General features: G+C 73.9%; 27 protein-coding genes and 1 pseudogene. 17 read left to right on the top strand and 11 right to left on the bottom strand.

From position 1 onward, the window contains the following. Positions 1 to 132: 132 nt before the first annotated feature. Positions 133 to 700 (bottom strand): annotated as a pseudogene (locus AB0G08_RS27305) (YbjQ family protein). Positions 701 to 724: 24 nt separating this feature from the next. After that, positions 725 to 1408, bottom strand: a complete 684-nt coding sequence (locus AB0G08_RS27300; RefSeq protein WP_357869827.1) for a trypsin-like serine protease — start codon at positions 1406 to 1408, stop codon at positions 725 to 727. Between the two features lie 414 nt (positions 1409 to 1822). On the opposite strand from AB0G08_RS27300, the gene purS reads away from it, so the two are divergent. From purS to AB0G08_RS27280, 4 genes are all read left to right on the top strand, one after another. Then, entirely contained in the window at positions 1823 to 2086 is a 264-nt protein-coding gene (gene purS / locus AB0G08_RS27295; protein ID WP_357869824.1) for a phosphoribosylformylglycinamidine synthase subunit PurS, read from the top strand. Then, entirely contained in the window at positions 2083 to 2766 is a 684-nt protein-coding gene (gene purQ / locus AB0G08_RS27290) for a phosphoribosylformylglycinamidine synthase subunit PurQ (RefSeq protein ID WP_357869821.1), read from the top strand. Before purS ends, purQ begins: the two co-directional genes overlap by 4 nt. 67 nt (positions 2767 to 2833) lie before the next feature. Continuing rightward, a complete protein-coding gene (gene purL, locus AB0G08_RS27285) occupies positions 2834 to 5581 on the top strand; it encodes a phosphoribosylformylglycinamidine synthase subunit PurL (RefSeq protein WP_358092904.1) in 2748 nt (915 codons plus the stop codon). Positions 5582 to 5585: 4 nt separating this feature from the next. Next, entirely contained in the window at positions 5586 to 6341 is a 756-nt protein-coding gene (locus tag AB0G08_RS27280) for a 2-phosphosulfolactate phosphatase (RefSeq protein ID WP_358092901.1), read from the top strand. A gap of 187 nt (positions 6342 to 6528) precedes the next feature. On the opposite strand, the gene AB0G08_RS27275 is transcribed toward AB0G08_RS27280, so the two are convergent. After that, on the bottom strand, positions 6529 to 8547 hold the full coding sequence (locus tag AB0G08_RS27275; RefSeq protein WP_358092898.1) for a carboxypeptidase-like regulatory domain-containing protein: 2019 nt from the start codon (positions 8545 to 8547) through the stop codon (positions 6529 to 6531). Positions 8548 to 8649: 102 nt separating this feature from the next. Between AB0G08_RS27275 and AB0G08_RS27270 the strand changes: the two genes are divergently transcribed. The 5 genes from AB0G08_RS27270 (at position 8650) to amcA (ending at position 13403) form a co-directional block, all read left to right on the top strand. Beyond that, positions 8650 to 9003: a sterol carrier family protein gene (locus tag AB0G08_RS27270; RefSeq protein WP_358092895.1), complete on the top strand. Its 354-nt coding sequence runs from the start codon at positions 8650 to 8652 to the stop codon at positions 9001 to 9003. 171 nt (positions 9004 to 9174) lie between these two features. Beyond that, on the top strand, positions 9175 to 10713 hold the full coding sequence (gene purF, locus AB0G08_RS27265) for an amidophosphoribosyltransferase (RefSeq protein WP_358092892.1): 1539 nt from the start codon (positions 9175 to 9177) through the stop codon (positions 10711 to 10713). A 58-nt stretch (positions 10714 to 10771) separates the two neighbouring features. Beyond that, on the top strand, positions 10772 to 11926 hold the full coding sequence (purM, locus tag AB0G08_RS27260; RefSeq protein ID WP_358092889.1) for a phosphoribosylformylglycinamidine cyclo-ligase: 1155 nt from the start codon (positions 10772 to 10774) through the stop codon (positions 11924 to 11926). A 171-nt stretch (positions 11927 to 12097) separates the two neighbouring features. Further along, positions 12098 to 13201: a cyclophane-forming radical SAM peptide maturase AmcB gene (gene amcB, locus AB0G08_RS27255; protein WP_358092907.1), complete on the top strand. Its 1104-nt coding sequence runs from the start codon at positions 12098 to 12100 to the stop codon at positions 13199 to 13201. Next, positions 13170 to 13403: a multiple cyclophane-containing RiPP AmcA gene (gene amcA, locus AB0G08_RS27250; RefSeq protein ID WP_358092886.1), complete on the top strand. Its 234-nt coding sequence runs from the start codon at positions 13170 to 13172 to the stop codon at positions 13401 to 13403. The genes amcB and amcA overlap by 32 nt, the downstream gene beginning before the upstream one ends. Positions 13404 to 13546: 143 nt before the next feature. Here the strand turns inward: amcA and AB0G08_RS27245 are convergent, their stop codons facing one another. Beyond that, positions 13547 to 13762, bottom strand: a complete 216-nt coding sequence (locus AB0G08_RS27245; RefSeq protein WP_089002617.1) for a DUF3073 domain-containing protein — start codon at positions 13760 to 13762, stop codon at positions 13547 to 13549. A gap of 287 nt (positions 13763 to 14049) precedes the next feature. Continuing rightward, on the bottom strand, positions 14050 to 15132 hold the full coding sequence (locus tag AB0G08_RS27240; RefSeq protein WP_358092884.1) for a Glu/Leu/Phe/Val dehydrogenase dimerization domain-containing protein: 1083 nt from the start codon (positions 15130 to 15132) through the stop codon (positions 14050 to 14052). Between the two features lie 172 nt (positions 15133 to 15304). On the opposite strand from AB0G08_RS27240, the gene AB0G08_RS27235 reads away from it, so the two are divergent. Both AB0G08_RS27235 and AB0G08_RS27230 read left to right on the top strand, forming a co-directional pair. Beyond that, entirely contained in the window at positions 15305 to 16144 is an 840-nt protein-coding gene (locus AB0G08_RS27235) for a hypothetical protein (protein ID WP_358092881.1), read from the top strand. Between the two features lie 251 nt (positions 16145 to 16395). Further along, entirely contained in the window at positions 16396 to 16605 is a 210-nt protein-coding gene (locus AB0G08_RS27230; protein WP_007073996.1) for a BldC family transcriptional regulator, read from the top strand. 96 nt (positions 16606 to 16701) lie between these two features. On the opposite strand, the gene AB0G08_RS27225 is transcribed toward AB0G08_RS27230, so the two are convergent. Then, on the bottom strand, positions 16702 to 17100 hold the full coding sequence (locus tag AB0G08_RS27225) for a PPOX class F420-dependent oxidoreductase (protein WP_358092878.1): 399 nt from the start codon (positions 17098 to 17100) through the stop codon (positions 16702 to 16704). Positions 17101 to 17154: 54 nt separating this feature from the next. Between AB0G08_RS27225 and AB0G08_RS27220 the strand changes: the two genes are divergently transcribed. Next, positions 17155 to 17934 carry a class I SAM-dependent methyltransferase gene (locus tag AB0G08_RS27220; RefSeq protein ID WP_358092875.1) on the top strand — a complete coding sequence of 260 codons (780 nt, stop codon included), beginning with the start codon at positions 17155 to 17157 and terminating at the stop codon, positions 17932 to 17934. A 73-nt stretch (positions 17935 to 18007) separates the two neighbouring features. On the opposite strand, the gene AB0G08_RS27215 is transcribed toward AB0G08_RS27220, so the two are convergent. After that, on the bottom strand, positions 18008 to 18304 hold the full coding sequence (locus AB0G08_RS27215) for a hypothetical protein (RefSeq protein ID WP_358092873.1): 297 nt from the start codon (positions 18302 to 18304) through the stop codon (positions 18008 to 18010). A 161-nt stretch (positions 18305 to 18465) separates the two neighbouring features. On the opposite strand from AB0G08_RS27215, the gene AB0G08_RS27210 reads away from it, so the two are divergent. Together AB0G08_RS27210 and AB0G08_RS27205 are read left to right on the top strand one after the other, a co-directional pair. After that, the gene (locus AB0G08_RS27210) at positions 18466 to 19323 is read left to right on the top strand and encodes a 3-hydroxyacyl-CoA dehydrogenase family protein (protein WP_358092869.1); all 858 of its coding nucleotides are present in this window, start codon (positions 18466 to 18468) and stop codon (positions 19321 to 19323) included. Further along, positions 19320 to 20063 (top strand): enoyl-CoA hydratase/isomerase family protein, encoded by a 744-nt coding sequence (locus AB0G08_RS27205; RefSeq protein ID WP_358092867.1) that lies wholly within the window; start codon positions 19320 to 19322, stop codon positions 20061 to 20063. Before AB0G08_RS27210 ends, AB0G08_RS27205 begins: the two co-directional genes overlap by 4 nt. Before the next feature lie 97 nt (positions 20064 to 20160). Here the strand turns inward: AB0G08_RS27205 and AB0G08_RS27200 are convergent, their stop codons facing one another. Further along, positions 20161 to 21510, bottom strand: a complete 1350-nt coding sequence (locus tag AB0G08_RS27200; RefSeq protein WP_358092864.1) for an ABC transporter substrate-binding protein — start codon at positions 21508 to 21510, stop codon at positions 20161 to 20163. 156 nt (positions 21511 to 21666) lie between these two features. Here AB0G08_RS27200 and AB0G08_RS27195 point away from each other — a divergent pair, with 156 nt between their 5' ends. Both AB0G08_RS27195 and AB0G08_RS27190 read left to right on the top strand, forming a co-directional pair. Next, a complete protein-coding gene (locus tag AB0G08_RS27195) occupies positions 21667 to 22056 on the top strand; it encodes a hypothetical protein (RefSeq protein WP_358092861.1) in 390 nt (129 codons plus the stop codon). Positions 22057 to 22232: 176 nt separating this feature from the next. Continuing rightward, positions 22233 to 22940, top strand: coding sequence for a DUF2786 domain-containing protein (locus tag AB0G08_RS27190; RefSeq protein WP_358092858.1), 708 nt, complete (start codon positions 22233 to 22235; stop codon positions 22938 to 22940). 109 nt (positions 22941 to 23049) lie between these two features. On the opposite strand, the gene AB0G08_RS27185 is transcribed toward AB0G08_RS27190, so the two are convergent. Then, entirely contained in the window at positions 23050 to 23568 is a 519-nt protein-coding gene (locus AB0G08_RS27185; RefSeq protein ID WP_358092855.1) for an SRPBCC family protein, read from the bottom strand. Between the two features lie 320 nt (positions 23569 to 23888). Between AB0G08_RS27185 and AB0G08_RS27180 the strand changes: the two genes are divergently transcribed. Then, positions 23889 to 25259, top strand: coding sequence for a hypothetical protein (locus AB0G08_RS27180; RefSeq protein ID WP_358092853.1), 1371 nt, complete (start codon positions 23889 to 23891; stop codon positions 25257 to 25259). 137 nt (positions 25260 to 25396) lie between these two features. Here the strand turns inward: AB0G08_RS27180 and AB0G08_RS27175 are convergent, their stop codons facing one another. Beyond that, entirely contained in the window at positions 25397 to 26164 is a 768-nt protein-coding gene (locus tag AB0G08_RS27175; protein WP_358092852.1) for a Stf0 family sulfotransferase, read from the bottom strand. A 66-nt stretch (positions 26165 to 26230) separates the two neighbouring features. Further along, positions 26231 to 26692, bottom strand: a complete 462-nt coding sequence (locus AB0G08_RS27170) for a hypothetical protein (RefSeq protein ID WP_358092850.1) — start codon at positions 26690 to 26692, stop codon at positions 26231 to 26233. Between the last annotated feature and the right edge of the window lie 171 nt (positions 26693 to 26863).

Below are 26863 nucleotides of genomic sequence, written 5' to 3'. Positions count from 1 at the left end.
CCCACGCACCCCCCACCCCCCCCCCCCCCCTCCCCTGCCGTCCTATCATGGGTTGGGGGCGGTATTTTTACATCCCCGTCCCCCCAACCACAATCCTCGACGGGGTTCCGGGGCGGGGCCGGGGCGGGTGGGTCAGGAGTCGCGGGTGGGGGTTTCGGCGGCCGAGCGGAGGTTGGGGGCGCTCGCCGGTTCGGCGATGCCGCCCGGGGACTCGGCGAAGGCGGGATCGTGCGCGGTCTCCGCGGCGACCAGCGGCTGGTCGGGCGGCATGACGTCGGGCATCTTGGGTGCGACGACCACGGCCGTGCCGTACGCGCAGATCTCCATCCACATCTCGCCGCAGTCGCGGCTGTCGAAGCGCATCCCCACCACGGCGTTCGCGCCGATGCGGCGGGCCTCCTCGCCGAGCCGGGCCACCGAGTCCGTACGCCACCTGGTGAGGTTGTCGGGTGCCATCGGGTCGTACGCGCCACCGCGCAGGTTCTTGACCCCCTCGCGGTACGGGTTCCGCGTCCTGGCCATCGATGACACCACTTCGCCGAGGATCTGGCGGATCTCGTACCCGGGTAGTTGCTCCGTCGTCACGACCAGCACGCTTCCGATGCTGTCAGGGCGACGAGGCGCCCGATCGCCGGCCTTGTTCACCTGATCGGATGCTGCAAAACGGCGCGGCGCGGACGGTCGGCGCGCTGCCGACCATCCGCGCCTGCCATGGCGCTAACCGTCAGACACCGGCCGTCTGGGTGATCCAGGCCCGGTTGTACGCGACGCTGCCGTAGTTCTGGATGCTCTGGCCGTCGGCGGTGGAGGCGACGCCGACCTGGCGGCCGTTGTAGAACTGCGGGCCGCCCGAGTCGCCCCGCCACGCGTTGCCGTTGATCCGCGTGCTGCGGATCGCCTGGCCGCCGTACGCGTCGGTGGCGCTGTTGCTGGTCACCTGGACGGACGCGGTCTTGAGCTGGGTGGAGGCCGAGCAGCCGCTGTAGCAGGTCATGCCCCAGCCGTAGATCGAGTTGGTCGAGCCGATCGGCGGGTTGCTGCTGGCCAGCGTGACGTACGAGGTGCTCACGGAGCTGGACAGGCGCAGCAGGGCCAGGTCGTAGCGGCTGTAGCTGGCGCTGACGGTGCGGGTGACGCCGCCGGAGGAGCGGTAGACGCTGCCGACCCGGACGGACATCGTGCCGTTGACGCAGTGCCGGGCGGTGAGCACCCACTCCGGCGCGATGATGGTGCCGGAGCAGGTGAACGAGCCGTTGCTGAGCACGGCGGCGGCCCACGGGGCCGACGAGACGGTGCTGCCGCCGATGATCGGCTGCGGACCGGCCGGGGCGGCGAGGGCGCCGGAGCTGGCGCCGAGCAGGCCGGCCGCTGCGGTGGCGAGCACCGCGATCATGGATCGGATGCGCATGGGGGCTCCTTCGGGGACGGGGCCCGGGTTCACCCGGGTCGAGCTGTCGGCCGGCGGGCGGGGTGGCCCGACGGTCGGGCACGTCCGATCGACGTACGACGATGTACGGTAGGGCTCCTGAGATGTCGTTCACAAGAGATCCATCGAAAATGATGGATGAGGTGGTATGGCGGGCGGGGCGACGGGGGAGAGTCCGGCGGCCCGACGGAGCGGGGCGAAACGGGCCGGTCGGCAACGGATGCGCATCGGGATCGCAACGAACCCGTATCGGTCTCCGGGCCCCGTGCCGGGAATGTCGATCACTGCCTGAACCGCGTCCGGCCGGTGCGTCCGAGGCCGGATCTGCCAGGTAGGCTGGCTGCGCTCGCCCGTTGTGGGTCGGCACCCAACTGCGTACACAGTCAGGAGTGCCCAGTGCCTCGCGTCGTCGTCGACGTCATGCTCAAGCCCGAGATCCTCGATCCCCAGGGCCAGGCCGTCGCAAACGCGCTGCCCCGGCTCGGCGTCAGCGACGTCGCCTCGGTTCGGATCGGCAGGCGGATCGAGATCGAATTCACCGGTGAGCCGGACCTGGACCGGGCCCGGGAGATCGCCGACAAGCTGCTCGCCAACCCGGTCATCGAGGACTTCACGGTCCGCCTGGCCGAGGCCGACGAGACCGTGGACACCCGCTCGTGACCGCCCGGGTCGGTGTGGTCACCTTCCCCGGCTCGCTCGACGACGGGGACGCGGCCCGGGCCGTCCGGATCGCGGGCGCCGAACCGGTCCGCCTGTGGCACGGAGACCCGCACCTGCACGGGGTGGACGCCGTCGTCCTGCCCGGCGGCTTCTCCTACGGCGACTACCTGCGGTGCGGCGCCATCGCCCGGTTCGCCCCGGTGATGGAGACGATCGTGGACGCGGCCCGGGGCGGCCTGCCCGTGCTCGGCATCTGCAACGGCTTCCAGATCCTCTGCGAGGCCCACCTGCTGCCCGGGGCGCTCACGCGCAACCAGCACCTGCACTTCCGCAACCGCGACCAGGTCCTGCGCATCGAGTCGGCCGGCACCGCGTGGACCAACGCGTTCCAGCCCGGCCAGGAGGTGCTGATCCCGGTCAAGAACGGCGAGGGCTGCTACGTCGCCGACACCGCGACGCTGGACCAGCTCGAAGCCGAGGGCCGGGTCGTCGCCCGCTACGTCGGCGGCAACCCCAACGGGTCGCAGCGCGACATCGCCGCGATCACGAACCCCGCCGGCAACGTGGTCGGCATCATGCCGCATCCCGAGCACGCGGTGGAGGCGCTCACGGGCCCCTCCCTGGACGGTCTCGGCTTCTTCACCTCGGTGCTCAAGCACCTGGTGGGGGCGCCGGCGTGACCGTGCGCGGCATCATCGGTCGGCTCACCCGCCCGTCGGGCGGACGCGAGCGCAGCGAGGAGAGGTCATGACCACCCATCCGGACGAGGTACGGGATAACCCGGAGGCCTTCCCGGCCGCCCCGGCGCAGCCGGTGGAGCCGCGTCCGGCAGCCGTCGTGCCGCCGGCCGGGCGTCCCGGGCCGGCGACCGCCGACTGGGCCGACGGCCTGGACACCGTGCCGCGCGCCGAGGACACCCCCGGTGAGCTCCAGCCGTACGCCGAGCTCGGGCTCCGCGACGACGAGTACGAGCGGATCCGGCAGATCCTCGACCGGCGGCCCACCCAGGCCGAGCTGGCGATGTACTCGATCATGTGGAGCGAGCACTGCTCCTACAAGTCGAGCAAGGTGCACCTGCGCCAGTTCGGCGAGAAGGCCCCGCCGAGCGACCGGCTGCTGGCCGGCATCGGCGAGAACGCCGGCGTGGTGCAGGTCTCCGCCGACCTGGCGGTGACCTTCAAGGTCGAGTCGCACAACCACCCGAGCTTCGTCGAGCCCTACCAGGGCGCGGCCACCGGCGTCGGCGGCATCGTCCGGGACATCCTCGCCATGGGCGCCCGCCCGGTCGCGGTGATGGACCCGCTGCGCTTCGGCGCCGCCGACCACCCCGACACCGCCCGGGTGCTGCCCGGCGTCGTCGCCGGCGTGGGCGGCTACGGCAACTGCCTGGGCCTGCCGAACATCGGCGGCGAGGTCGTCTTCGACCCCTGCTACCAGGGCAACCCGCTGGTCAACGCGCTCTGCCTCGGCGTGCTGCCGGTCGACCGGTTGCAGAACAAGGCCGCCGCCGGCCCGGGCAACGTCGTCGTGCTGATGGGCGCCAGGACCGGCCGGGACGGCATCGGCGGCGTGTCGGTGCTGGCCAGCGCCACCTTCGACGAGGGCAGCGAGCAGCGCCGCCCGTCGGTGCAGGTCGGCGACCCGTTCATGGAGAAGCTGCTCATCGAGGCCTGCCTGGAGCTCTACGACGCCCGGCTGGTCGTCGGCATCCAGGACCTCGGCGGCGCCGGCCTGACCTGCGCGCTGACCGAGACCGCCGCGGCGGCCGGCACCGGCATGCGGGTCTGGCTGGAGCGGGTGCCGCTGCGCGAGCCCTCGATGGAGCCGCACGAGATCCTGGCCAGCGAGTCGCAGGAGCGGATGCTGCTGGTCGTCGAGCCGGAGAAGCTCGACGCGGTGCTCAAGACCGCCGAGAAGTGGGGCGTCTGGGCCACCGCGATCGGCGAGGTCACCCCGCCGGAGCCGGACGGCCGGCCGGGCCGGCTGCTGATCACCTGGCGCGACCAGCTGGTGGTCGACGTGCCGCCGGGCTCGCTGGTCGACGACGGCCCGGTCTACGCCCGCCCGATGCGCGAGCCGGCCGACCTGATCCTGCTCCAGGCCGACCGCGCGGAGACGCTGCCCCGGCCGGCCGACCCGGAGGCGCTGCGCGAGACCGTGCTGCGCATGATCGCGTCGCCCAACCTGGCCGACAAGACCTGGGTCACCGAGCAGTACGACCGCTACGTGCTGGGCAACACCGTGCTCGCCCAGCCGGAGGACTCCGGCGTGATCCGGATCGACGAGCGCACCGGACTCGGCGTGGCGCTGTCGGTGGACGGCAACGGCCGGTACGCGCGCCTCGACCCCTACCACGGCACGAAGCTCGCGCTGGCGGAGGCGTACCGCAACGTCGCCGTCACCGGCGCGAAGCCGATCGCCGTCACCAACTGCCTGAACTTCGGCTCGCCGGAGGACCCGGGCGTGATGTGGCAGTTCGCCGAGGCCGTCCGTGGCCTGGCGGACGGTTGCGCCGAGCTGGGCATCCCGGTCACCGGCGGCAACGTCAGTTTCTACAACCAGACGGGCGCGGCGCCGATCCACCCGACCCCGGTGGTCGGTGTGCTCGGCGTGCTCGACGACGTGGCCAACCGGGTGCCGATGGGCTTCGTGGCCCGGCCGGGCGGCGAGCACGACCAGATCTTCCTGCTCGGCGAGACGCACGTGGAGCTCTCCGGCTCGGAGTGGGCGTGGGTCACCCACGAGCACCTCGGCGGCGTACCCCCGCAGGTCGACCTGGCCCGCGAGCGGCTCCTGGCCGACCTGCTGGCGGAGGCCGCGCGGGTCGGGCACCTGAGCTCCGCGCACGACCTCTCCGACGGCGGCCTCGCGCAGAGCCTGGTGGAGTCCTGCCTGCGGCGCGGCGTCGGCGCCCGCATCGCGGTGCCGGAGCGCTTCGACGGCGGCTCGATGCCGTTCGTCTACCTGTTCAGCGAGTCCGCCGGGCGGGTCCTGGTGTCGGTGCCGCGCGGCCACGAGAAGGCGTTCAGCGCCCTCTGCGCCGAGCGCGGGGTGCCGTTCGAGCTGATCGGGGTCACCGACCCGTCCGGGGGCGCGCTGGAGGTGCACGGCCAGTTCCGGATCGGCCTGGACGAGCTGCGCGCCGCGCACGGCGAGACGCTGCCGCGCCTCTTCGGGGGCGCGGGGGTCGTCGAGGTGCCCGCGCCGGCCGCCGGTGTGGCGGGCGCGGTCGAGGCCGTGCCGCTGCCCGTCGCCGAGCCGGCCGAGGTGGCGCCGGTGGACCCGGCGGCCGTCGCCGCCGAGCCGATCGCCTCGGCCGCGCCGGTCCCGCCGACCGGTGCCGTCGAGCCGGTGGCCCCGGCCGAGGCGGCAGCCCCGGCGGAGGCCGTCGGGCCCGGCCCGGAGCAGCCAGCGGCCGAGGCCGCCGACCGGCCGGCCGAGGCCGGCGGGGCGTCGGCTCCCGAGTCCGGTGACACCGAGCCCGGTCAGCGCTGAGGCGGTGGCCGCGGCCGTCCACGTCCAACCCGGTTCCGGCGCCCGGTTCGACTGGGGGCTGACGGGGGCGGCCGAGCTGGGCCGGGTCTGCGCGGTGCTGGTGGTGGTGGACGTGCTGTCGTTCACCACCGCCGTGGACGTCGCGGTCGGGCGCGGCATGCGGGTGCACCCGTTCCCGTGGGGCGCGCAGGCGGCCGACTACGCGCGGCGGGTCGGCGCGGTCGCGGCGGTGGGTCGCCGGCAGACGACCCCGGACCATCCGTGGTCGCTCTCGCCGGCGGCGCTGACCACCGCGCCGGTCGTCGCCGACCTCGTGCTGCCGTCGCCGAACGGTTCGGCGATCAGCGCGGCGGCCAGCGCCACCGGGCTGCCGGTGGTCGCGGCGTGCCTGCGCAACGCGCGCGCCGTCGGGCGTTGGCTCGGCCACCAGGGGTACGGCTCGGTGGACGCGCCGATCGGCGTGATCGCCTCGGGTGAGCGCTGGCCGGACGGCTCGCTACGCCCCTCCGTCGAGGACCAGCTCGGGGCGGCCAGCGTGCTGGACGCCCTGTCGGGTGTGCCGGGCGGTCTCTCCGTGGAGGCGGCCATGGCGCTCGCCGCGCTCGCCAGCACCCCCGACGTCCCCGCCGCGGTGTGCGGCAGCGTGTCGGGCCGCGAGCTCATCGAGGGCGGCTTCGCCGAGGACGTGGAGGTCGCCGTCCGGGTCGGCGTCTCGAGCGTGGTCCCGGTGCTGCGTCAGGGCGTCTTCTCCGCCGCCTGACGGCCCTGCCGCGCGCCGGCCCCCGGAGCGGCGTGCCCTGGACCCGCCCGTGGCAGCGGTAGCCGGTGTCACCCGTGGCAGCGGTAGCCGGTGCCCGCCCGACTCGGCCCGGAACAGCGGCGAGGGCCGCCCGGAGTCCGGACGGCCCTCGCCGTGGTGCTGTCGTCGGGGGCGTGCCCCCGAGCGGTCAGTCGTCCATCCAGTCCAGCCGGCGGCCGCCGCGGTCCTGCTGCGGCGGGCCGTCCGGGCGGCCGCGACCGGTCTGCGGGTCGTCGTAGCCGCCCGGCTGGCCGTAGCCACCCTCGCCGTAGCCGGCCTGGTTGTCGTAGCCGCCGCGCTGCTGCGGGGGCTCCTGGCCGTAGCCGCCCTGGCCGTAGCCGGCCTGGTTGTCGTACGCGGTGGGCTGGTCGTAGCCGCCCGGCTGGCCGTAGCCGCCGCGCGGTGCCGCCGTCTCCTGGCCGTAGCCGCCCGGCTGGCCGTAGCCACCCCGCTCGTAGCCGCCGCCCGGCTGGTCGTAACCGCCGGTCGGCTCGCCGCCCCGGCCGTACGCCCCGGGCTCGGACTGGCCGTAGCCCTGACCCTGCTCCGGCTGGTAGACGCCGGTCGCGTACGGGTCGGCCGGGGCCGGGTACTGCGTGGCGTCGCCGGTGTAGCGGCCGGTCGGCTCGTCGTACCGCTCGCCGTAGCCCCGGCCGCCGCCCGCCGGGCCGGCCGCACCCGCCGGAGCGCCGTAGTCGTTGCCGCCGTAGCCGCCGCCCGAGGCTGGCGCGTTGCCGTAGCCGCTCCCCGAGGACGGCGCGTTGCCGTAGCCGCTCCCCGAGGACGGCGCGTTGCCGTAGCCGCCGCTGCCGTAGCCGCCGCCGGAGGCGGGCGCGTTGCCGTAGCCGGCCCCGCCGTAGCCGCCCGCGCCAGCCGGCTCGTCGCCGTAACCGCTGCCGCCCCAGGCCTGCTGGCTGCCCGTCGCGCCGTAGGGCTGCGGGGGAGCGCCGTACGGGTCCGGCGGCACGTCGTCGACCACGGGGCGGTGCATCATCGTCGGGGCGTCGCTGAGCGAGGTGCCGCCGACCATCGTCGGATCCGGCGTGGCGCCGACCCGGTTGACCACCCGGGTCTGGTCGTCCGCGCCCCGGAACGCCCCACGCGCGGCCGGGACCGCGCCGGCCGCGGCGCCCGCCGGGGCGTCGTCGTCGGCCTCGTCGCCGCTGTCCTTGCGGCGCATCCAGAGCAGCACGATGGTGCCGACACCGGCGGCGACGAGCAGGCCGCCGAGCAGGATGATCAGCCAGGAGCCCATGCCGCCGGAGTCCTCGTTGCTGGCGTTGGCCGCCGCGCCCGGGGTCGCCTCGGCGCTCTCCTCGGGGGTCTCCTCGACGGGCTCCTCGGTCGGGAGGGGCTCCTCGCTGGTCGAGGGGGTGGGGCTCGGGGTCGTCTCGACCTTGATCGCCAGGGCGATGCGCTGGCCGGTGATGCTCTGACCGGCGGACGCGTCGAAGCTCTTGGTGGCGTAGACCTCACCGACGCTGGCGCCGACGGCGAGCCGACCGGGCGCGATCGGCTTCTCGCTGGTGCCGGTGAAGCGGAAGTTGCCGTCGTCGTCGCTGATCGTGTCGCGCTTCTTGCCGGCGCCGTCCTGGAGCATGACCACGGCGTTCGGCACGGCCTTGCCGTTGGCCTGGGCGACCACCTTGCCGGAGACCGACTTGACGGTCTGCACGGGCGGGGGCTCGGCGGCCTTGGCGACAAGGGTGACCGTGGTGGACCCCTCCCGCGACTGCTTCAAGGGGCCGCTGGAGTCGGTGGCTTTGACAGTGATCCGGGCGGTCCCGTTGGCCGCGTCGGCAGCGAGCCGGAAGGTGGCGTCGAAGGTGCCACTCGAGTTGACCCTGCCACGATCGCATCCATCGACACATGTAAGCGCCGAGTTGCTTGAGCCGACGCTGACGTCTGCCGGCTCCGCGCCATCCTCGAAGGTGAGCGTGTAGCTGATCTTCGTGGTTTTTCCAGCTTCCACGCTGCCGGGCGAGGCAGAGACGTCTGTGACGTTGGGCGCGGCGAGGGCTGGTGTGGCGGGGGCAGCGAGCAGAGCGCCGACAACCAGCGCCACGACCACACCGGCCCGCTGCTTCCAGGCACGTCGGTGTGTTGACACGTCCACCGCCTTCCGGACTGACTTCCCTCGGCGGCGGGGCGCCGGGCCGGGGATCATCACGGTACGAATACGCCGTCGGCAACTATGCCTTGTCTGACCGGATCGGCGCGACCCAGGGCCAGCGTCGGGCGCGGCGTGCTGAGGCCGTATCGTCCCGTCGTGTCCTCTCCGCACATTAAGTCCGCCGCGGTCGCGGCGGCGTTGTCGGCGCTCGACGAGGGGCGTACGCCCGAACGGCCGGTCCTCCGGGAGGCGGTACGTGCCCTGTTGACCGTCCTCGCGGAGCGCGCCCCCGGCCGATCGGTGGAGGTGCGTGTCCCACCTTACGGCGCAGTTCAGTGCGTTCCTGGTCCCCGACACACCCGTGGCACCCCCGCGAACGTCGTCGAGATGGCGCCTGAGACCTGGCTGGCGGTGGCCACCGGGCGGCTCGAATGGGCCGACGCGATCACCCAGGGTCGCGTACAGGTGAGCGGAATTCGGGCGGATCTCTCCGCGCACCTGCCCCTCTAGCTGCGGCGATACGCATCGATCGGTGACGCGTCGGAGCCAGATCGTGACTTTCTGTATCGACACGGATTCGCGTACACTGTCAGGCGACGACAGTGGTCCCGGCCGAGGAGTGCGGATCCGCCCCCCGCGTGATTCCGCAAGGCCGGTCCAGACCAGCATGAGGGAGCGCAGGTGCCCCGAGGCGACGGCCGGCTGAGCCACGACCTTGATCCCCAACGACCAGGCCCCCAGGACGCATGCGGTGTCTTCGGCGTCTGGGCGCCCGGGGAGGAGGTCGCCAACCTGACCTACTTCGGGCTCTACGCCCTCCAGCACCGCGGCCAGGAGGCTGCGGGCATCGCGGTCAGCGACGGCTCGGGCGTGGTGGTCTACAAGGACCTCGGCCTGGTCGCCCAGGTCTTCGACGAGCCGACCCTGGCCAGCCTGCGCGGGCACGTGGCGATCGGGCACGCCCGCTACTCCACCACCGGCGGCTCGACCTGGGAGAACGCCCAGCCGACCATCCGGTCCACCACGTCCGGCACCACCATCGCGCTGGCCCACAACGGCAACCTGGTCAACACCGCGGAGCTCCAGCGTGAGGTCAGCGAGCGGGGCCTGGTCGCCGACGGCTCGACCAACGACACCTCCCTGGTGACGATGCTGCTGGCCAGCCGCCCGGACCTGTCGGTCGAGGCGGCGGCGCTGGAGGTGCTGCCGCAGCTGCGCGGCGCGTTCAGCTTCGTGTTCATGGACGAGTCGACGCTCTACGCGGCCCGCGACCCGCACGGCGTGCGCCCGCTGGTGCTGGGCCGGCTGGAGCGCGGCTGGGTGGTGGCGAGCGAGACCGCCGCGCTGGACATCGTCGGCGCGAGCGTGGTCCGCGAGGTCGAGCCCGGCGAGCTGATCGCGATCGACGAGGACGGCCTGCGCTCCAGCCGGTTCGCCGCCCCGGAGCCCAAGGGCTGCCTCTTCGAGTACGTCTACATCGCCCGCCCGGACGCCACCATCGCCGGCCGCAACGTGCACTCCGCCCGGGTGCAGATCGGCCGCCAGCTGGCCAAGGAGCACCCGGTCGAGGCCGACCTGGTGATCCCGGTGCCGGAGTCCGGCACCCCGGCCGCGATCGGCTACGCCGAGGAGTCCGGCATCACCTACGGCGCCGGCCTGATGAAGAACCCGTACGTCGGGCGCACCTTCATCCAGCCGTCGCAGACGCTGCGCCAGCTCGGCATCCGGCTCAAGCTCAACCCGCTGCGGGAGAACGTCCGGGGCAAGCGACTGGTCGTGGTCGACGACTCGATCGTGCGCGGCAACACCCAGCGGGCGATCGTGCGGATGCTGCGCGAGGCCGGCGCGCTGGAGGTGCACGTACGCATCTCCTCGCCGCCGGTCAACTGGCCGTGCTTCTACGGCATCGACTTCGCCACCCGCGCCGAGTTGCTGGCCAACGGGCTGGACAACGACGGCATCCGGCGCTCCATCGGGGCCGACACGCTCGGCTACGTGTCGCTCCCGGGCCTGATCGCCGCCACCGAGCAGCCGAAGACCCGGCTGTGCCGCGCGTGCTTCGACGGGGAATACCCGATCGAGCTGCCCGCCGGCAACCTGATCGGCAAGCACGTGCTCGAAGGGGTGGGCCGGCGGGTCGCCGCGCAGGCGTCCGACACCCCGGAGCACACCGCCCCGCTCGTCGCCACTCCGGGCGGCGTGACCACACACCGCCCGTAGCACCACCCGGCGCGGCCCGGTCACCGCCGGCGCGGCGCCAGAACCAAAGGGGAGAACCGTGACGCACGTGTCCGAGCGCAGCGGCGCAGGAAGCAGCCCGACCGGCGCCGGCGACGACCGCCAGCCCTGGACGGCCGGCGCCGGCCGTCAGGCGCGCAAACGCTCGGTCTCGTACGCGGACGCCGGGGTCTCGATCGAGGCGGGCGACCGTGCGGTCGAGCTGCTGAAGTCGAAGGTGAAGCAGACCCGGCGCCCCGAGGTGATGGGCGACCTGGGCGGCTTCGCCGGCCTGTTCCGGCTGGACACGAAGAAGTACAAGAACCCGATCCTGGCCTCGTCCACCGACGGCGTGGGCACCAAGCTGGTGATCGCGCAGCAGATGGACATCCACGACACGGTCGGCATCGACCTGGTCGCGATGGTCGTCGACGACCTGGTGGCGTGCGGCGCCGAGCCGCTCTTCCTGCTCGACTACATCGCCACCGGCGAGGTCGTGCCGGACCGGGTCGCCGAGATCGGCGCGGGCATCGCCGACGGCTGCCGGTACGCCGGCTGCGCCCTGCTGGGCGGCGAGACCGCCGAGCACCCGGGCGTGCTGCGCCCGGACGAGTACGACATCTCCGCCACCGGCGTCGGTGTGGTGGAGGAGAGCGACATCCTCAGCCCCGAGCGGGTCGAGGTGGGCGACGTGGTCATCGCGATGCGCTCCTCCGGCCTGCACTCCAACGGCTACTCCCTGGTGCGGCACGTGCTGCTGGGCGCCGGCCGGATGCGGCTCGACGTGGTGATCGACGACTTCGGCCGGCAGCGCACCCTCGGCGAGGAGCTGCTCACCCCGACCAAGATCTACGCGCAGGACTGCCTCAAGCTGATCGCCGAGGCCGAGGTGCGCTCCATCGCCCACGTCACCGGCGGCGGCATCCCCGGCAACCTGGTCCGGGTGCTCCCCGAGCACGTCGACGCGGTGGTCAACCGCTCCACCTGGAAGCCGCAGCCGATCTTCGACCTGATCCAGTCCAAGGGGCGGATCGAGGACCCGGAGATGGAGGCGACCTTCAACATGGGCGTCGGCATGTTCGCGATCGTCTCCGCCGAGGACGCGGACCGCGCGCTGGCCACCCTGACGGGCCGGGGCGTCGACGCGTGGCAGGCCGGCGAGATCATCGAGGGCTCCGGCAACGTGCAGATGATCGGCCAGCACACCCGGGGCTGATCACACGCCAGGTGATCGTACGGGCACCTGATCAGGGCTTCACCCGAGTGGCCGTCGCCGCCTAGCCTGAAGGGCACCCTCAAAGCTGTCGGGGCCGCCCGCCCGGGTTCCCCGACAGCCCTTCAGGCGCTGAGGAGGGCAATGGCTGCTCGGGGACGGTCGTTCAGCGGGATGCGCGGCCTGGCCGCCGTCCCCTCGTACGTGGTCATGCAGCCCACCACCCTGTGCAACCTGGACTGCGCCTACTGCTACCTGCCGTTCCGCGCGGCCGACCGGCGGATGCCGGTGCCGGTGGCCGAGGCGGTGGCCGCGTCGGTCAACCCGTGGGCGGCGGCGGGCCGCTTCTCGGTGGTGTGGCACGGCGGCGAGCCGCTGGCCGCCGGCCGGGAGCACCTCGCCGCGCTGATCGCGCCCTTCGGGCCCGAGGTCGAGCACCACGTCCAGACCAACGCCACGCTGATCGACGACGCCTGGTGCGCGTTCTTCGTCGAGCACGGGGTGCGGGTGAGCGTGAGCGTGGACGGCCCGCGGGAACGCAACGGCGACCGGGTCACCCGGGGCGGCGGGCCCGCGTACGACCGGATCCTGCGCGGGGTGGCGGCGCTGCGCCGGCACGGCCTGCCGTTCTCGGCGCTGGCGGTGGTGGGTCGCCCCGAGCCGGGCCTGGCCACCGAGCTGTACGACTACTTCCTCGACCTCGGCTGCGACGTGCTCGGCGTCAACATCGAGGAGACCGAGGGCGTCAACCTCCGCGACAACTCCCACGACGCACCGCTGGTGACCGCCTTCTGGGCGGAGCTGGTGGAGGCCTGGCGCCGGGAGCCCCGGATCCACCTGCGCGAGGTCGAGTGGTCCCTGCGGTACGCCGGGGCGGTGCTGGACGGCAGCGCCGACGACCTGCTCCCCCGGCGGTTGGACCCGATCCCGACCGTGGGCCACGACGGCTCGGTGATCGTGCTCTCGCCGGAGCTGGCCGGCTTCACCGATGTCCGGTACGGCGACTTCGCCAGCGGCAACGTGCTGGCCACCCCGCTGGCCGAGATCCTCGCCCACGCGGACCGGACGCCCTGGGTCGGCGAGTTCCTCGCCGGCGTCGAGGCGTGCCGTTCGTCCTGCCCCTACTTCGGGTTCTGCGGCGGCGGCCACGCGGCCAACCGCTACTTCGAGCTGGGGCGTTTCGACGGCACGCAGACCGCGCACTGCCGCAACAGCAAGATCCACTTACTGGAGGGAGTGTTGGAGCATGCCCGAGACCACCAGTCACCGGCAGCCTGACCGGAGGACGGACGCCCCGGACGAGGTCGCCGATCGGGTGCGGGAAGCCGCGCCGGGACTCACCGCACTCCTCCACGAGGCCGAGGCCGCGCGGCGACTACGGGCCGAGGTGGCGGGCGGCGACGGCGCGAGCGCCGTGTGCGCCTGGAACCACTTCGAGAACATCCCGACGTTCTACAACTGGAACAACCGTCCCCGCTGAGGCGGACCGTGATCAGGGACCTGCCATACGGCCGGAGGGCTCTCCGGAAGGGGCAGGTCCCCGATCGTCGGTCTTGGCGCCGCTTCGATGGGCACATGCGTGAGCACGCGGGCGATCACCGCGTGCTCAGCTGATACCGGAGGTCAGCGGGGCGGACGTACCCAGGGATCCGGGTCTTCGTCCGCGTGATCCTCATCATCGTCGTCGACATACTCTTTGTAGTCGTCGTCGAAGTTGTGCTCAGACTTACCAGCACCCGCCAGTTCGCGCTGCAAGGCGGTGAGGTCGGTGTTCGGGGAGTGGTACTTCAACTCCCGGGCCACCTTCGTCTGCTTGGCCTTAGCACGGCCGCGCCCCATGGCTCGACCCCCTCGCACAGAATGCGGGGCAGCCCGAAGGCGGGCCCCGATGACGTCAGGCATCTCTCGTGGCTCTTACGGTACATGGGGATGCCATCGTTCGACACCTCGGGTTACCGTCGACCGACACCGCGCGTCGCGGTCATCCGGCCGTCACCGATTGTACCCGGTAAGGAGCGGCGCCGGGAGCGCCCGTGACACCGGTCAGAACCCCACGAAGCCAGCCTAACGGGACGGGTCGCCCGGCGGGGCCGGGGGCGGAACGGGCCGCTCCGCCCCCGCGGCGCTCAGCGCAGGTGGATCGTGCGCAGTCGGCCGACGTCGGCCATCCGCCGCTCCGCCAGCCGGTCCGCCGCCACGGCCGGCGGCACGCCCTCGGCGTCCGCCAGTCGCAGGATCTCCCGGGTGGTGTCGTAGATCCGGGTCGCGCGCAGCTTGGCCCGCTCGAAGTTGAAGCCCTCGATCTCGTCCGCCACCTGGATCACGCCGCCGGCGTTCACGACGTAGTCCGGGGCGTAGAGGATGCCCCGGTCGGCGAGGAGCTTCTCGATGCCGGGGTGGGCGAGCTGGTTGTTGGCCGCGCCGGCGACCACCTTGGCGCGCAGCGTCGGCACCGTGTCGTCGTTGAGCGCGCCGCCCAGCGCGCACGGGGCGTACACGTCGATGTCGGCGGCGACCAGCGCGGCGACGTCGTCGACCAGCGCGACCTGCGGGTGGGTGGCGCGCGCCCACTCCAGGGCCTTCGGGTTGACGTCCGTCGCCACCACCTCGGCGCCGTCGTCGACCAGGTGACCGACGAGGTACTTGCCGACCTTGCCCAGGCCGGCCACGCCGACCCGCCGCCCGGCGAGGGTCGGGGCGCCCCAGACGTGCTCGGCCGCGGCCCGCATGCCCTGGAACACGCCCCAGGCGGTGAGGATCGAGGAGTCGCCGGCTCCGCCGTGCTCGACGCTGCGGCCGGTGACGTAGGAGGTCTCGCGGGCGATCACGTCCATGTCGGCGACGTAGGTGCCGACGTCGCAGGCGGTGTAGTAGCGCCCGGCGAGGGACTCCACGAAGCGGCCGTACGCGCGCAGCAGCGCCTCGCTCTTGATCCGCTCAGGGTCACCCCAGATGACCGCCTTGCCGCCGCCCAGGTCCAGCCCGGCCAGGGCGTTCTTGTAGGCCATGCCCCGGGAGAGGTCGAGCACGTCGGCGAGGGCCTCGGCCTCGCTGGCGTACGGGTAGAACCGGGTCCCACCGAGCGCGGGGCCGAGCGCGGTGGAGTAGATGCCGATGATCGCCTTGAGGCCGGTCTGCTTGTCCTGGCAGAACACGACCTGTTCGTGACCGCTGGACCCCGGGTCTTCGGTGGTGGCGAATACGCCCATGACTCGCTCCTGGTGTGGGGTGCGTCCTTGTGGGACGCGGACCTGTGGACCGCCGGCGGGATGCTGCCGGTGCCGCTGAGCCTAGTATCGGCCGACGCCGTCCGGCCGCCCACGGCGCGCGTGATCGCGCCGCCGACGACGGTCGAGTTCCAATTCGTGGGAGGATCGCGCCGTGCCGTCGCTTTTCGCTTCATACCTGCGCGTGTACGAGCCGCTGACCGCCTTCGACCGGGACCGCCAGTCGTACTGGCGGCGCTACGTGGAGCAGGGGCGGGCGGTGGCGCCGGTGGAGGGGCCGGGCCGGCAACGGACGTCGGTGATCGAGGCGCTCGGCGCGGGCTGGACGCGGCTGCCCGACCTGCCGGACGAGGCGTACGTCCTGGAGACCGACGAGACCCTGCTGGTCTGCCCGTGGAACCTGCGCATCCGGGTGGCCGAGGCGGCGCTCAGCGCGCGCGACGGGGTGCCGCCGGTGCTGGCCGACGCCTTCGTCCCGCCGGTGCTCGCCGGTCAGGCGAAGGCAGTGGTGGAGGACTGGCGCAGCGGGGCCCGGGTGCTGGAGCACGGCGTGCCGCGGGTGCACGAGCAGATCGCCACCTGGGGCGTGCCGCTGCGCTGGTTCGTGCTCTTCGACCCGGAGGAGCGGCACCACGTGACCCACCCCGGGCGGCGGGCCCTGCGCTACCGGACGGAGATCTCCAAGGCGCGGCGCCGGTCGTCGCGGGCCCTGTCGGTGCTGCGCAAGTCGATCGGCGACGCGCCGATCACGGAGGCGGTCGAGGAGGCCGCCCGCTGGCTGGAGGAGTTCCACCCCCGGTCGATGGTGGAGCTGGACTACGGCGGCCTGGTCGAGCTGCTCTCGGACGAGACGCTGGCCGCCGACGACTCCCCCGAGTTGGTGGCGACCGGGCTCGCCGGGCTGTCCCGGGGCGAGGCCGAGGAGGCCTCGACGGCGTACGACAAGCTGGTCGCGCGCTGGCGCGCGGTCCAGCTGCTGGAAAGGTGCAATTAGCGCGTTATCGCCCAGGTTGCACCTCCAAGCCGAGGCGAATTCGTAGTCGACGCATCACGAACCGTGATCATGAGTCCGAATAAGGTAGTTTCTGCCGTGTAAAAGTCGCATAAATCGGGCATGGTTCATCCGTCCGTCTAGGGACGTTCGGCCGTTCGGCCCATGTCGGACATCGGGGACTAGCCGGACCATGGGAGACGCGTCGGCCGGCGGGACCCCGGCCGATGTCTATACATGTGGAGGAGTGACCGATGGCATCGCGAACGCACGAACCAGAGCCGCTACTCACACCGGCCGAGGTGGCGTCGATGTTCCGTGTCGACCCGAAGACGGTGACCCGGTGGGCCAAGGCGGGCAAGCTCAGCGCCATCCGCACGCTGGGTGGCCACCGTCGGTACCGGGAGTCGGAGGTCAGGGCCCTGCTACAGGGACAGATCCCCCAGCAGCGCCAGGGGGACTGACCGACCGGGAGTCAAACAGGTTGTCGACGGAGGGCGGCGGACATGGTCCGCCGCCCTCCGTCGTGTCCGGGCCTCGCCCGCGTACGCGACGGCGGATCAGGAACCGGCCGGCGGCTCGTCGGTGAGGACGACCCGGATGCCGACCGTGCCGCTCTCGCCGCGACGCAGGCGGCTGCCCAGCAGGCTGAGCCGGCCGATCAGCCGGTACTTCTGCTTGATCAGCTCGCGCACCCGCCGGGTGCCGGCCGCGTCGCAGAGGGTCGCGTGGGCGGCGACCGCCTCGCCGTGCGGCCGGCCCCGCACGTCGCACGGCGCCACCGTGACATCGCCGCTGCGCCGGATCCGCTTCACCTTGCCGGCGTCCGCCGCCGACCACACCGCCAGCGCGTCGCCGTCGCGCACCGCCCAGACCGGGGTCGGCACCGCCCGACCGTCCTTGCGAAAGGTCGTGAGCAGGACGTACTTCTCCGCGCCGAGGCGGTCCAGGGTGGTCACTCCGCCAGGATACGACCGCTGCGGCTGACTGACCGGCCCGATAGCGTGAAGCCCGTGACGGCGGAGCCACGGATCGGTGACGTGTTCGGAGAGATGCTGCGCGACGCGTACGCCGTGGCCACCGGGGTCGGCCCCCGGCCGCTGGCCGGCGGGCGGCTGCCGCGACCGGTCATCGAGATCATCGAGCGGGACGACGGGCTCATCAACGGCGCGCCCGCCGCGCACTACCTGGACGGGCCGGCGGACTGGCAGCCGTACGACCACCGGGCCGTGGACCGGGTCCACGGCGCGACCCTGGACGTCGGCGTCGGGGCGGGCCGGATCGCGCTGCTGCTCCAGGAGCGGGGCGTGCCCGTCACCGGGCTGGACACCTCGGCCGGGGCGCTGGCCGTCTGCCGCCGCCGGGGCGTACGCGACCTGGTGCACGGCACGGTCGACGCGCACGTCGCGGACGGCCGCCGCTACGACACGTTCCTGCTGCTCGGCAACAACGTCGGCCTGCTGGAGGGGCGGGAACGTGGGCCGGCCCTGCTGGCCGCGCTCGCCGCGCTGGCCCGGCCGGGAGCGCAGGTCATCGCCCAGGGCACGGACCCGTACGGCACCCGGGACCCGGTGCACACGGGCTACCACGAGCGCAACCGGCGCCGGGGGCGGTTCGGCGGGCAGCTCCGGCTCCGGCTGCGCTACCGGGAGCTGGGCACCGGGTGGTTCGACTACCTGGTCTGCTCCCCGGACGAGCTCGCCGAGCTGGTCCGGGGCAGCGGCTGGCGACTGACGGATGTGGACGACCGGGACGCCCCGTACTACCTGGCCACCCTGCGTCTCGCCGGCTGACGCCCGGGCCGGACCACGCAGCCCCGGACGCCGGCGCCGGATTCCCGCCGGACGCGGGAACCCGGCGCGGGTGTCAGACCTGGACGGTCGGGGGGAGCTGCTCGGGCGGCAGGCCGCCGTCGCCGTCGACCACCTCGTCCGGGGTGCCGTCCTCGTCGAGGTCGACCATCGTGATGTCCACCTTGCCGTCGTGGTCGGTGTCGAACTGGAACAGGTCGGGCTTGCCGTCCCCGTCGGTGTCGGACACCCAGACGTCGGTGCGGCCGTCGTTGTTGGTGTCGGCCCGCAGCAGGTCGACCCGTTCGTCCCCGCGGGTCTCCACGGTCTCCGCCGCGTCCGCGGCGTGCACGGTCTCCGGTGCCTGGCTCATCTGGCCCGTCCTTCCCTCGGTTGAGGGCCGTGGTACCCGATCCGCCGCGCCCCCACGCATGCCGGGAAGATCGCCGCTGCATAGGGTCGGCCCATGAGCGAGTGGAGCGGGCGGCGGGGCACGGGTCAACCCCGTCCCGCCACCGGAGACAGGGAGGCGTCATGAGCGACCGCTTTGTCGTCGTCGGGGCCGGCACGATGGGCCTCGGCATCGCGTACGTGGCCGCCGGGGCCGGGCACGCCGTCGAACTGGTCGAAGTGGACCGGGCCCGGGGCTCGGCGGCCCTGGAGCGGCTCGGGGAGCTGTGGGACAGGGCGGTGGCGCGCGGCAAGCTGGACGCCGACCGGGCCGCGACGAACCGGGAGCGGGTGACGCTGCGGTCGGCGCTCGCCGAGGTCGCCGAGGAGCCGGCCGTGGTGGTGGAGGCCGTACCGGAGCGGCCCGACCTGAAGCGGGCGGTGCTGCGCGAGGCCGAGGCGCTGCGGCCGGCGCTGCTGGGCAGCAACACGTCCAGCATCCCGATCGCCGCGCTGGCCGAGGGGCTGGCGCGGCCCGAGCGCTTCCTCGGGCTGCACTTCTTCAACCCGGTCTGGGCGATGGCCCTGCTGGAGGTCGTGGTCGGCCCGGCCACCGCGGCGGAGACCACCGCCGAGGCGGTCGCGCTCGCCGGCCGGCTGGGCAAGGACCCCGTCGTCGTACGCGACATGCCCGGCTTCGCCACCTCCCGGCTCGGGGTCACCCTCGGGCTGGAGGCGATCCGGATGGTCGCCGACGGGGTGGCCAGCCCGGCCGACATCGACAAGGCGATGGTGCTCGGCTACCGGCACCCGGTCGGCCCGCTGGAACTGACCGACCTCGTCGGGCTGGACGTGCGCCTGGACATCGCGCGCACCCTCCAGGCCGCGTACGGGGACCGGTTCGCCCCGCCGCCGCTGCTCGAGGAGATGGTGGCCGCCGGCCGCCTGGGCAAGAAGTCCGGCCAGGGCTTCTACCGCTGGGAAGGCGGGGTCCGTCAATGAGTGGGCTGCGGATCGAGGAGCACCCGGACCGGCTGGTGGTGACGCTCGACCGACCGGAGAAGCGCAACGCCATCGACGCCGACCTGATCGCCGAGCTGCACCAGGTCTGCGCGGACCTGGAGGCGCGGCCCCGCCTGCTGCTGCTCACCGGCGGCACCGAGGGGATCTTCGCCGGCGGGGCGGACATCGGGCAGCTGCGCGAGCGGGGTCGGCTGGACGCCCTCGCGGCGATCAACTCGGCGGCCTTCGCCCGGATCCGGGCGCTGCCGATGCCGACCGTGGCGGCCGTGGACGGGCCCGCGCTGGGCGGGGGCGCCGAGCTGGCGTACGCCTGCGATCTGCGGGTCTGCACGGCGCGGGCGGTGTTCGGCCAGCCGGAGGTCCGGTTGGGGATCCTGGCCGGCGCGGGCGCGACCCACCGGCTGCCGGCGCTGGTCGGGGAGGCGCGGGCCAAGGAGCTGCTCTTCACCGGCCGCCGGGTGGACGCCGAGGAGGCGCTGCGGATCGGGCTGGTCAACCGGGTGGTGGCCGAGCCCGGCGAGCTGCTGCCCACGGCGCACGGGCTGCTCGACGAGATGGCGAAGGGATCCGCGCTGGCGCTGCGGCTGACCAAGCTGGCGGTCGACGCGCCGGCCGCCGCGCACCCGCACCTCGACCTGGTCAGCCAGGCGGTGCTCTTCGAGGACGAGGAGAAGCACCGGCGGATGACGGAGTTCCTCGAGCGGCGACGCCCGCGCTGAGCCCCGAAGCGCCGCACCGTCGAGCTGCACCCAGTTGGACGACGACGGCCGCACCGGTGACCGGTGCGGCCGTCCGTGTCCCCGACGGGGCGGCAGCTCAGTGCCGGATCTGCACCCCGGCGTCGGCGAGGGCCCGGATCACCTGCGCGGACTCGGCGAAGCCGATGATCAGCACGGCCTCCGCGCCGAAGTCCTTGATCTCCTTGGCGCCGGCGCCGAAGTCCACCGGGTTCGCCTTGGCGTCGGCCGGCGGGTCGTAGGTCAGCAGCTTCAGCCGGTCGCCGCCGATGCCGGCCCGTTCCAGCTCGGCCCGGACGGTGCCCTGGAGCCCTTCGCCGTAGGAGTCCTTACGCGCCACGATGGCGATCTTCTGCGGCCCGTCGCGGAGGATCACGTCGGCCAGCGCGCGGCCCTGGAGGCTGTCCGGCGGGGCGGTACGGAAGTAGAGGCCCTGGTCGTCGAGCTCGGTCAGACTGGCGTCGGTGTTCGACGGGGAGAACAGGACCTTGCCGGCCCGCACCACGTCGGGCAGCACCTCCCGGGAGATCCCGGAGCCACTGGCACCGATGATGACGTGCACGTTCCGCTCGACGTGCTTCGCCACGGTGGCCTTGGCCACCGCCGGGTTGGTGCCGTCGTCGCCGTCGATCCAGACCACCGGCTCGCCGAGCGCCCCGCCCGCCGCGTTGATCTCCTTGATCGCCAGCTTGGCGCCGGCCGACACCGGCGGGTACGCCAGGGACAGGTCACCGGTCTGCGACAGCAGGCCGCCCAGGACCAGCGGGGAGCCGTCGCTGCGGTCGGTGCGGCCGCCGCGCTGCTTCTTCGGCTTCGGCGGGGCCTTGGTGCTCGCCCCCGACTCGTCCCCGGCCCCGACGAACTCCGTCTTGCCGTCGTTGAGCCGCTGGCCGTCGAAGTGCAGCGTGCCGTAGCTCGCGGTGGACGGCTCGCCGGCGTCGGTGAAACCGGCGCGGGTCATCGAGACGCTGCGGTACTCGACGTCCTTGCCCGCCCGGGCCAGGGCCAGGCACTCCGCCACGGTCTCGCAGCGCTGCCCCCCGTTGGTGACCCCGACGATCTGCTTCGCGATGGCGGCCGGGTCCGTCGTGCCCGCGAGCTGGGCGGCGATCGCGCTGATCACCACCGCGTCGTACGTCTCGGCGGAGTAGAGGAAGTCGCCCAGCTTCGGGTCGACGGACCGTAGCCGGTTCTTGAAGTCCTCGGGCAGCGGCGTCATCGGCGTGGTGCCCTTCATGCCGTCGACCAGGCTGGCGCGGTCCTTCAGCTCGGCAGGGTACGAGTTCAGCATGTTGCCGTCGGAACCGTAGAGGCGCACCTGATGGGTGGTCGCCTCCTCGGGTTCCTCAGTCCCGCAGGCGCTCGTGGCGAGCAGGAACGTCGCGCAGGCAGCCAGGGTGGCGGCCCGCGAGGCGCGTGACTTGAACATGGTCGTCCTTCCTCCGGGCGAAGGTCCGCTGCGCACATTAGCGTGCTGGGCCGTGCGGCGGGGCCACGGATACGGCTCAATCCGCAGGTCGCCCGCCCTGATCACGGAAAGTGACCGGCGGCGGGCGGCTTGACCCTGCCCTCTACCGTGCTGTGGGTGACGGACTCACCACAGCAGACGCTCGACGACGCGACCGCCGTGCTCCGCTCGGCGCTGGCCGGGGACGGCGACGCGGTGGCGGGGGCGTTCGACGCGGTCGTCGACCGGTCCGGCCTGGCCGGCGCGTACGGGGTGGCCTGGTGTCTTGCCGCGACGATGGTCGGCGAGCCGGTGCCGCCGGGCACCTGCGCGCTGGACTTCCCCGGCATCGACGAGGCGGGCTACGACACCCGCTGGGTGGCGCGCTTCGTCAGCGCGTACGCCAACGCCGACGACGACACCGGCGAGGCGCTGTTCGGGGCGGCGGCGGCCGACGGGCTGCTGCCGGAGTGCCTGCTCACCCTTGCCGGCTCGACCGTGGCGACGCTGCGTAGCCGGGCGGACTGACCGCCCGATTACCTCGGCGGCGCGGACCGGGACGACGGCGCAAGCTGCCGGACCGCTGCCGGATGCGTGGCGTGCCGCGTGGACCGGGACGGCGGGGCACGCCGGCTGGAGCGCCGGGACGCCCGCCGGTCGGGCGTGGTGCGGCGGGGGCGGCCCGCCGTGACAGGCTGAGGGGCATGTCCGACGCCATGCTCAGCAAGGTGCGCAAGCTGCTGGCCCAGGCCGAGGACCCGGCCTGCACCCCCGCCGAGTCGGCCGCGTTCACGGCCAAGGCGACCGAGCTGATCGCCCGCTACGGCGTGGACCGGGCGCTGCTGGCCGCCCGGGACCCGGCCACGGACCCGGTGGGCGACCGGGTGGTGGAGGTCGTCGCCCCGTACGCCCGGGACAAGGCCGGCCTGCTCGCCGCGGTCGCCGATCCGCTGCGCTGCCGCTGCGTCCGCCGGCAGGAGGGCGCTGGCTTCGTCATGCACCTGTTCGGCTTCGCCAGCGACCTGGAACGGGTCGAGGTGCTCTTCACGTCGCTGCTGGTGCAGGCCGCGCACGGGCTGGCCGGCGCCGAGGTGCCGGCCGGCGCGCACGTCGCCGCCTTCCGGCGCTCCTGGCTGGCCGGGTTCGCCCAGGTGATCGGGATGCGGCTCAGGGCGGCGGAGGCGGGAGCGGCCGCCGAGGCGGGCGCGCCCTCGGTGGCACTGGTCCTGGCCGACCGGTCGGACCGGGTCCGACACCGCGTCGCCGAGGTGTACCCACGGCTGCGTACCGCCGCGCCGCGCCGGCTGGCCGGCGGCGGGTTCGGTTCGGGGTCCGAGGCGGGCCGCCGCGCCGACCTCGGCGGCCGGGGCGTCGCCACCGCACCGGGCGCGCGTTCCGGCCTCGGCCGCTGACCCGCCGAGCCTTCGTGCGCGCGGTGGCGCGTGGCCCGGGTGGGGACGGTCGGGCGCGGTGGCGCGTGGCCCGGGGGTGGGGACGGTCGGGGGCGGGGTCGGAAGGCGGTCAGCCGGCGTCGCGGTCGGCCACCCTGGCGGCGTAGCGGGTGAGCAGCTCGTGCCAGCCGGCGGTCAACGCCTGCCGGTAGCCCTCCGCGGCCTCGCCGTGCCGGTCGAAGTGCCGGTGCTCGACCTCCACCCGGGTCCGCTCCGGCCCGTCCCGGTGGAAGAGCACCTCCACCTCGCTCGCCTTCGCGGGATCGGGCACCGGTGCCCGATCCGCCCCGATCTGCCAGGTGAAGACCAGCCGCTCCGGCGGCTCCCAGCTCAGCACCCGGCCCCAGTCACAGCGGAAGCCGTGCGGGCCGATCTCGTAGAGCATGCCGCCGGCGCGCGGCTCCATGCCCAGGTCAGCCAGCTGGTCCGGCCCGGACCAGGTGTATTCCACCACCCACCACTGCGCCAGCGCGCCGGTGAACACCTCGAACGCCCGCTCCGCGGGCGCGGGGACCAGGAGGGCGCTGCGCAACGCGAACTGTTCGGACTCCTGCCGGATGCCGGCCGGGTCAGCCATCTCCTGTCCCATAGGCCCGGACCATACCGGCTGATGCCCGGGTGCGCAGCTTCGCGATTGCCGGGCTTCGATGCCTTCCTTCCGGTACGCCGACCTCACCGGCGCGTCGACCCGTAGCCGGGAAGCGGCGCCAACGGCAGCGCCCCCGCCCGCCCGGCGCTCGGCCGCCTGTCGTCCCCGGTCGCCGCCGGCACCTTCCCGTCGTCGTGGCGACGTCGAGGACGCCGGATCGCCTGGTTGCATCGCCGTCCCGGCGGGATGTTCGGCTGGATTGCGGGTACCCGCGCCGAACGGTCCCGGCCGGCCCGGCCGGAGGATGCGGAGCGGGGAGCATGAGCGAGGACGCGCAGCAGCGGGATCAGGACCGGACCGGCGGTCGATCGAACCGACGCGACGGGGAAGCGGAGCCGGCCCGGCGGGGCGGCGAGGCGGATCTTGCCCGCCGGCGCGAAGAGGCGGAGCCGGCCCGGCGGGGCGGAGAGGCGGAGCCTGCCCGGCGGGGCGGGGAGGCCGAGCCGGACGTCCTGCTGGACATACCGGAGGTGTCGGTCGACTCGATCCGGCTCGCCGTCGACGAGCTGGACGCCGACGTCTCCCTGCGGGCCCGACTGGCCAACCTCCTCCAGCTCGACGCCGGGGTCCGGGTGCACCTCCAGGGCGTCGAGCTGGACATCACCGGAGTGCACGCCGAGGCGTTGCTCAAGGTGCGGCTGGAGAAGGTGGTGGAGATCCTCGACCGCGCGCTGACCACCATCGACCGCAATCCGCAGGTCATCCAGGCGCTGTCGGGTACGGCGACGGCCGCCCTGGACGACGTGAACCGCGCCACGCAGCAGATGGGCAACCTGGGTGAGCGGCTCACCGGCCCGGTGGAGCGGCTCACCGGCCCGGTGGGGCGGGGCGTCGGCCCGGTGGGGCGGGGCGTCGGCCCGGTGGAGCAGCTCGCGGGCCCGGTGGAGCGGGGCGGCGCGACCGACGATCTCGGCCAGCAGGTGGGCGCGATCGGCGCGGTCGCCGACCAGTCCCTGCGGGAGCAGGGCGGCCCAGGGCAGGGCGGGGAGCCCGGAGCCGGACGGGGCGGGGAGCCCGGAGCCGGACGGGGCGGGGAGCCCGGGGCCGGGCCGGCCCACCGGGGTGGTGGCCTCGCGAGCGGGTCAGGGGGCGGCGGCGAGCAGGGCCAGGCGCAGCGCGCACGCGAGCAGGCGGGGCGCGAGGCGGCCCGCCGGGAGTCGGGCGGGCCCGAGGGACCGGAACGCGGCCAGGGCGCCCCGGAGCAGGGCGGGCCGCGGCCGGGCGGCGAGGAGCGCGGGGCGCAGCGGCCGGACGGCGAGCAGGTCGGGCAGCGGCCGGGTGGTGGCGACCAGGGCGGGCCAAGGCCGGGTGGTGCGGAGCAGGGTGCACAGCGGCGTGCGGAACAGGGCGCGCAGCAGCCGGGCGGTGAGAGGGTCGGCGGACCCGGGGGCGGCGGCACGGCCGGCGAGGTTGGCGGCGATCGTGGTGCCGGCGGACCCGGGGCCGGGCAGCGGGAGCCGTCGGGCGGCCCCTCCGAGGGCGGGCAGGGCCGGCAGCCCGAGACCTCCGGGGGCGCGCAGAGCGCGGCCCAGCTCGCCGAGCAGGCGGGGGAGACGCTGCGGCAGGCCGGCCGGAGCGTCTGGGAGGCGATCCAGGGCGGGGTGGCCCAGCACCGCCAACAGCGGCGCTGACCCCACCGGGCGGCCCCGACCGCCGTCGACCTGCCCGCGGCCCCGTCATGCGGCCAAGGACCGGGGCCCGGCCGGTCGACCGTCTCCGACCATCGCCCCCTCCTGGCCGACCGACTAGCCGACGGGGAGAACCGGGATCAGCCGTCGGTCACCTCTGCCCGATACCGTGCGATCCACTGCCGGTTGAGTTCGTCGGCCTGGCGCTGGTGGCGGGCGACGACAGCGCGGCCGTCCTCGGGCACGTCGAGCCCGAGGAAGTCGAGGACGCCGCGCGTGGCGGCGACCATGTCGTCGGCCAGTTCCTCGTAGCGCACGACGTGCGGGTGGATCCCCCACGAGGCGAACCACGCCTCCCAGGCCGCGTTGTGCTCCCTGATCTCCTCGATGTAGTGCCTGATCCCGCTTGCATCGAAGCGGGGTGCCCGCCCGTTACCGGCGTCGCCGCTGATCTCCCCACTGCCGCCGATGAACCACCTGCCGGTCTGCTCGGCGCGCAGCCGCGACACCGCCTGTGCCAGTACGTCGTCGCGTCGCAGGTAGACGAAGCCGGTGCGGCCGAACGCCCTGGTCAGCAGCGCGACGTCGTCGCCGTCGTGCTCGGGGTGGACCGCCGCGAGCTTGGCGACCACCTCCTCCAGCGTTCCCCACATGAGCTTCGCGCCGAACACGCCGTTGTCGGTCCGGCCCGCGGCGAGCGCGGCCCGGACGAAGTCCGCGTAGTCGAAGCCGCCGTCCGCCGTGCGGGGAAGCCGCCACCGGTCGGCCCACAGCGGCTCGTCCGGCGAGCGGAAGTAGGCCTGAGGACAGCCGGCGACACCGGTGGATTCCAGCAACCCGAGCAGGAGGGAACTGCCGGTGCGCGGGGTGCCGCAGATGAAGTAGGAATCGACACGGTCCTTTGGCATGGCAGCAGGCAACCGCAGCGCGGGCGCCCGCCGCAACCGAATTCGTCGGCCACGCCGGTGAGGCGATCAGCCGAGGGCTCGCAGCGCGGCGGTGACCACCACGAAGAGTGCGATCATCGCGGCGGAGGCGATCCGCACCTGTCGCGACCGGGTGAGGACGCCCACCACCAGCGCCGCCCCCAGGCCCAGTAACCACTGACCCACCTCGGGATGCCGGTCGGGCTCGAAGCCGAGGTGGCCGAGGGCCGTACGCCCGTAGCCGACGAGCGCGGCACCGCCCGCCCAGACGAGCAGGGTCCAGCCGCACCGGCGGCCGGGGTGCTCGGTCAGCCGCGACCCGTGGCGGGTGAGCGTGCCGAGCAGGTAGGTCACCGTCAGCAGCGCCGCCGCGACGGCGAGCAGCACGGCGTGCACGCCCACGAAGATGGCCAACAGCCCCCACGGGCCGCTGTCGGTCTCGCGCAGGAACAGGGCGGCAGCCGCGCCGACCACGACCGTCTGTCCCACCGCCAGGCGGCCCGGATTCACCACCGACGGCCTGGTCGGTGCCCACCGTACGGTCGAGTGCTCGGCCACGCTTCGTGGCGCCCCCCCCCCCCCCCCCGGGGGCCCCCCCCCCCCCCCGCCCCGGGGCCCCCCCCCCCCCCCGGGCGGCGGGGCGGGCGCCGGGGGCGGGCGGCGCGCCGCCCCCGCGTCCCC

It is taken from the genome of Micromonospora sp. NPDC023644, from assembly GCF_040640115.1.
GTDB lineage: Bacteria > Actinomycetota > Actinomycetes > Mycobacteriales > Micromonosporaceae > Micromonospora.
This window is presented reverse-complemented; position numbering and strand designations above follow the sequence as displayed.